4 protein-coding genes are annotated in these 4,740 nt (G+C 65.9%); 2 read left to right on the forward strand and 2 right to left on the reverse strand.

Features of this window, described 5'->3' with window-relative positions; all coding sequences use genetic code 11:
- Positions 1–389: 389 nt before the first annotated feature.
- Complete coding sequence (locus EOA38_RS28450; protein WP_126091425.1) at positions 390–743, reverse strand: DUF1304 domain-containing protein; 354 nt, start codon at positions 741–743, stop codon at positions 390–392.
- Positions 744–890: 147 nt separating this feature from the next.
- Between EOA38_RS28450 and EOA38_RS28455 the strand changes: the two genes are divergently transcribed.
- The gene (locus EOA38_RS28455; RefSeq protein ID WP_127300794.1) at positions 891–2,375 is read left to right on the forward strand and encodes a carboxypeptidase M32; all 1,485 of its coding nucleotides are present in this window, start codon (positions 891–893) and stop codon (positions 2,373–2,375) included.
- A gap of 37 nt (positions 2,376–2,412) precedes the next feature.
- Here EOA38_RS28455 and EOA38_RS28460 read toward each other — a convergent pair whose 3' ends face one another.
- Positions 2,413–4,215 carry an ABC transporter transmembrane domain-containing protein gene (locus tag EOA38_RS28460; protein ID WP_126091423.1) on the reverse strand — a complete coding sequence of 601 codons (1,803 nt, stop codon included), beginning with the start codon at positions 4,213–4,215 and terminating at the stop codon, positions 2,413–2,415.
- A 205-nt stretch (positions 4,216–4,420) separates the two neighbouring features.
- Here EOA38_RS28460 and rpmE point away from each other — a divergent pair, with 205 nt between their 5' ends.
- Entirely contained in the window at positions 4,421–4,642 is a 222-nt protein-coding gene (gene rpmE, locus EOA38_RS28465) for a 50S ribosomal protein L31 (protein ID WP_127300795.1), read from the forward strand.
- Positions 4,643–4,740: the final 98 nt, after the last annotated feature.

The following is a 4,740-nucleotide window of genomic DNA, read 5'->3' on the forward strand; positions in this document are numbered from 1 at the left end:
GGCGCAGCTCGATGACGTGAGCCAGAGCCTGCGCAACGCCACGGGCAGCAGCCCGCTCATCGGCGATGGCGCGGACGGCGGATATTATCCGAACGGGTGAATTCTGCCATCGCAGCGAGTCCCCTGACGACAGCCTGCGCGCCTTTCGGCGCGCGGGGCGCTGTCGCGCAAACCTCTTAATCTAGAAAATGCGCTCAACGCCGCTGGATTTTTGGCCCGCGGCCCCGACAGCGAAAATCCTGATCGACAGTGATGTACCGGCCGATACCGGCAGCGGCTTCCTTATGGGCGGGCGCCGACGGTGGCCACTATCCGAACGGCTGAAGGTCCTCAGAAGAAGGGACTATCTGGCGCCCGCGAGACCTGGTCTCAAGGGCGTCCTTTTTCGATCACCAGCCGAGCCAGAGCGCGACGATGGCGAGCACCGCCGGCACCGTCTGGATGAACAGGATCTTCCGGCCGACGGTCGCCGCGCCGTAAAGGCCGGCGACGGCGACGCAAAGCAGGAAGAAGATCTTGATCGGAAACCCGCTCGCGCCGAGAAAAAGCCCCCAGATCAGGCCGGCGGCAAGGAAGCCGTTATAGAGCCCCTGGTTGGCGGCAAGCACTTTTGAAGCGCTGGCGAAATCCGGCTTGAGGTTGAACGCCTTGTGGCCGCGCGGCGTGTCCCACAGCACCATTTCCAGATAGACGATGTAGCAGTGGATCAGCGCCACCAGCCCGACCAGGATATTGCCGACCATTGTCCCCTCCGCCCGTTCGAATCGGACATTGATCACGCGCCGCCATCGATAGGCAAGATGGCCTGCCCCGAACCGGCTGGATCAGGGTTGCCAAGCCCTGCGCGTTGGTATCTTTTCCCGCCAGCCAATTTCCAGTTGAGATCCGACATGTCCTTCCAAAAACTCGATGAACTCGGCCACAAGCTCGAAGCGCTGGAACATGCGCTGGCCATCCTCGGCGCTGACGAGGCGACCCATATGGCGGTTGGCGGCGGCGAGAAGCGCGCCGAAGCGACGTCGGTGCTTGCCGGCATGCTGCACGCCCAGGCGACCGCACCCGAGATCGGCGACTGGATCGCAGCCGCCGAAGCCGAGCCACTCGGCGACGAGCAGCAGGCCGCGGTCAGGGAGCTGCGCCGGCAATACACCAATCTCACCTGCCTGCCGGTCGAATTCGTCGAGCGCCAGACGACGGCGCGCATGCGCTCGGAGCAGCTTTGGCGCGACCTGCGCGCCAAGAACGACTGGGCGGGCTTCCTGCCGGCGCTGGAAGGCGTCGTGGCGCTGGTGCGGGAGGAGGCTGCGCTGCGCGCCGACGCGCTCGGCCTCGATCCCTATGACGCGCTGATGGAACAATACGATCCAGGCAACCGTGCCGCCGACATCACGCCGGTATTTGCCGAACTGAAGGCCTTCCTTGGTGATTTCCTGCCGCACGCATTGGCGGTGCAGGATGCGCGGCTAGCAAAACACCCCCTGAAGCCGCTCTCCGGCAGCTACGCCATCGACCGTCAGCGCGAACTCGGCCTTGCCATGATGGCGGCCGTCGGCTTCGACCTCACGCACGGCTCGCTGTCGGTGTCGCACCATCCCTTCTGCGGCGGCGTACCGACCGACGTGCGCATCACCACCCGCTACAAGACCTCCGATTTCCTGTCGGCGCTGATGGGCGTGCTGCACGAGACCGGGCATGCGCTCTACGAGCAGAACCTGCCGAAAGCCTGGTCGCACTGGCCGCTCGGCAAGGCGCGCGGCATGGCCGTGCATGAGAGCCAGAGCCTGTTCGTCGAGAAGCAGATCGGCCGCAACCCCGCCTTCTGGCGCTGGGCGCTGCCGGTGGTCGAAAAGCATCTCGGCGAAGAATGGTCGATCGACGACATCCTGCCGCATGTCCATCATGTCGAGCGTGGCCTGATCCGCGTCGACGCCGACGAGGTCACCTATCCGCTGCATGTCATCCTGCGCTACGAGCTCGAGCAGGAACTCGTCTCCGGCCGGCTGGAGGCCGCCGACCTGCCCGAGGCGTGGGACGCCAAGATGCGCGACTATCTCGGCCTGTCGACCATCGACGACCCGGCCGACGGGCCGATGCAGGACGTGCATTGGCCGGGTGCCGCTTTCGGCTATTTTCCGTCCTATACGCTGGGCGCCATGATGGCGGCGCAGCAATGGGCGGCGCTCACCAGGGAGCACCCGTCCGCGGACGAGGATCTCGCCAAGGGCGATTTCAGCGCCATCAACGACTGGCGCCGCAAAAGGATCTGGTCGCAGGGCTCGCGCTGGTCGACGCCGGACCTGCTCGAACGCGCCACCGGCGAAAGGCTCAACGCCGCCTACTTCACCGAGCATTTGCGCAGGCGCTACGGCGACTGACGCGGAGCAGCCTGGAACCGGCGACTTTGTGGCGTGGTTACTCCGCGGCGCCCTTGAAGGCGCTGGCTCCCGTCTCGAACTGCAGCTTGGCGAGCCGCGCATAGGTGCCGCCCTTGGCGACCAGGCTTTTGTGCGTGCCTTCCTCGACGATGCGTCCGCCCTCCATGACGAGGATCCGGTCGGCCTTGAGCACCGTCGCCAGCCGGTGGGCGATGACGATGGTGGTGCGGCCGCGCATCAGGTGCTCGAGCGCCGTCTGCACAAGTGTTTCGCTTTCGGCGTCGAGCGCCGAGGTCGCCTCGTCGAGCAACAGGATCGGCGCGTCGCGCAGAATGGCGCGGGCGATCGCCACGCGCTGGCGCTGGCCGCCTGAGAGCGTCACGCCGCGCTCGCCGACCTGGCTGTCATAGCCCTTTTCGAGCTTGGTGATGAACTCGTCGGCGAGCGCCGCCTTCGCCGCCGCCTCGATCTCGGCATTTGTGGCGCCCGGCCGGCCGAACGCGATATTGTCGCGCGCGCTTGCGGCGAAGATGGTGACGTCCTGCGGCACGATGGCGATGCGTTCGCGGACCGCGGCCGGATCGGCTTCGCGTACGTTGACGCCGTCGATGACGATGCGGCCGCTTTCCGGATCGTAAAAGCGCAGGATCAGCGAGAAGACGGTGCTTTTCCCCGCGCCCGAAGGACCGACGATCGCCACCGTCTCGCCGGGCTTCACCTGGAAGCTCAGGCCGTGCACGGCGGCGCGGTCCGGCCGCGCCGGATAGGAGAAGGAGACATCATCGAAGCTGATCGCGCCCTTGGCCTTGGCCGGCAGCGGCTGCGGATCGACAGGCGGCAGGATGGCGGGCTTCTCGGCCAGGATCTCGGTCAGCCGCTCGGCGGCGCCCGCCGCCTGCGACAGCTCGCTCCATACTTCCGACAGCGCGCCGAGCGCACCGGCGGCGAACACCGAATAGAGCAGGAACTGGCCGAGCGTGCCGGCCGACATCGTGCCGGCAAGCACGTCGCGCGAGCCGAACCAGAGCACCGCCACCACCGAGGAAAAGATCATGAAGATGGCGAAGAAGGTGAGGAAGGAGCGGGCAAAGACCGACATGCGCGCCGCCTCGAAGGCGGCTTCGACGGCGGCCGAGAAGCGCCCAGTGACCAGCTTCTCGTTGGTGAAGGCCTGCAGCGTGCGCACGGCGCCGATCTGCTCGCTGGCATAGGCGGTGGCCTCGGCGAGCGTGTCCTGCGCGAGGCGCGACTTGCGCCGCACGGAGCGGCCGAAAGCGACCAGCGGCAATACGATCAGTGGGATAGCGGCGATGACCAGGCCGGAGAGTTTCGGGCTGGTGAAGATCATCATCGCCACGGCGCCGAGGCCGAGGATGAGATTGCGCAGCGCGACCGATGCGGTGGCGCCGACCGCCGATTTCACCTGCGTGGTGTCGGCGGCAAGGCGCGACACGATCTCGCCCGACTGCGCGCGATCGAAGAAGGCCGGCGAGAGCGTCGTCACATGAGAAAAGACGTCGCGGCGGATATCGGCGACGACCCGCTCGCCGAGCGTGATGACAAAGTAGTAGCGGCTGGCCGAGGCCGCCGCCAGCAGAGCCGCCATCAGAACCAGCGCCGCGAAATACTCGGCAATGAAGGTGGAGCCCGCCGCCTGGAAGCCATGGTCGATCATGCGCCGCACGGCCATCGGCAACGCCAGCGTGGTCACTGCCGCCACGATCAGCGAGATGATGGCGCCGACCGCCAGTTTCCGGTAGCGGGTGATATAGGGAAAAAGGTTTCTGAGCGGCCGGACCGAGCGTCTGCGCTCGTCTGCACTGACACCGATATCCGCCATGAGCGTTTCCTCTGGCCGCTTGCCGGTCATGCGCTACAATATGCCCCTGCCGCGGCCTTGTGATTCAATTCCGGCTGATGTATAGGCTCGCCGACCGTTTTAGAAGCCGTGGCTTTTCATTAGCTGCGGCTTCGAGTTTTAAAAAGGGGCGCATCGACGCAGGCCATGGGCCCGTCACCAGCGCCGGCAAGCCAGGAACACGACAATGAAGGCCGATATCCATCCCGACTACCACACCATCAAGGTCGTCATGACCGACGGCACCGAGTACCTGACCCGCTCCACCTGGGGCAAGGAAGGCGACACGATGAACCTCGACATCGACCCGACCACGCACCCGGCCTGGACCGGCGGCCAGCAGGCCCTGCTCGACCGCGGCGGCCGCCTGTCGAAGTTCAAGAAGCGCTTCGAAGGTTTCGGCCTCTAAGCCGGATACGCCTGCAGAATTTGAAAAACCCGCCCTCGAGGCGGGTTTTTTGTTGGCAGCGCCTGCCCCCACCTCCCCCTTGTGGGGAGGTCGGACCG

The organism is Mesorhizobium sp. M1E.F.Ca.ET.041.01.1.1 (assembly GCF_003997355.1).
Taxonomy (GTDB): domain Bacteria; phylum Pseudomonadota; class Alphaproteobacteria; order Rhizobiales; family Rhizobiaceae; genus Mesorhizobium.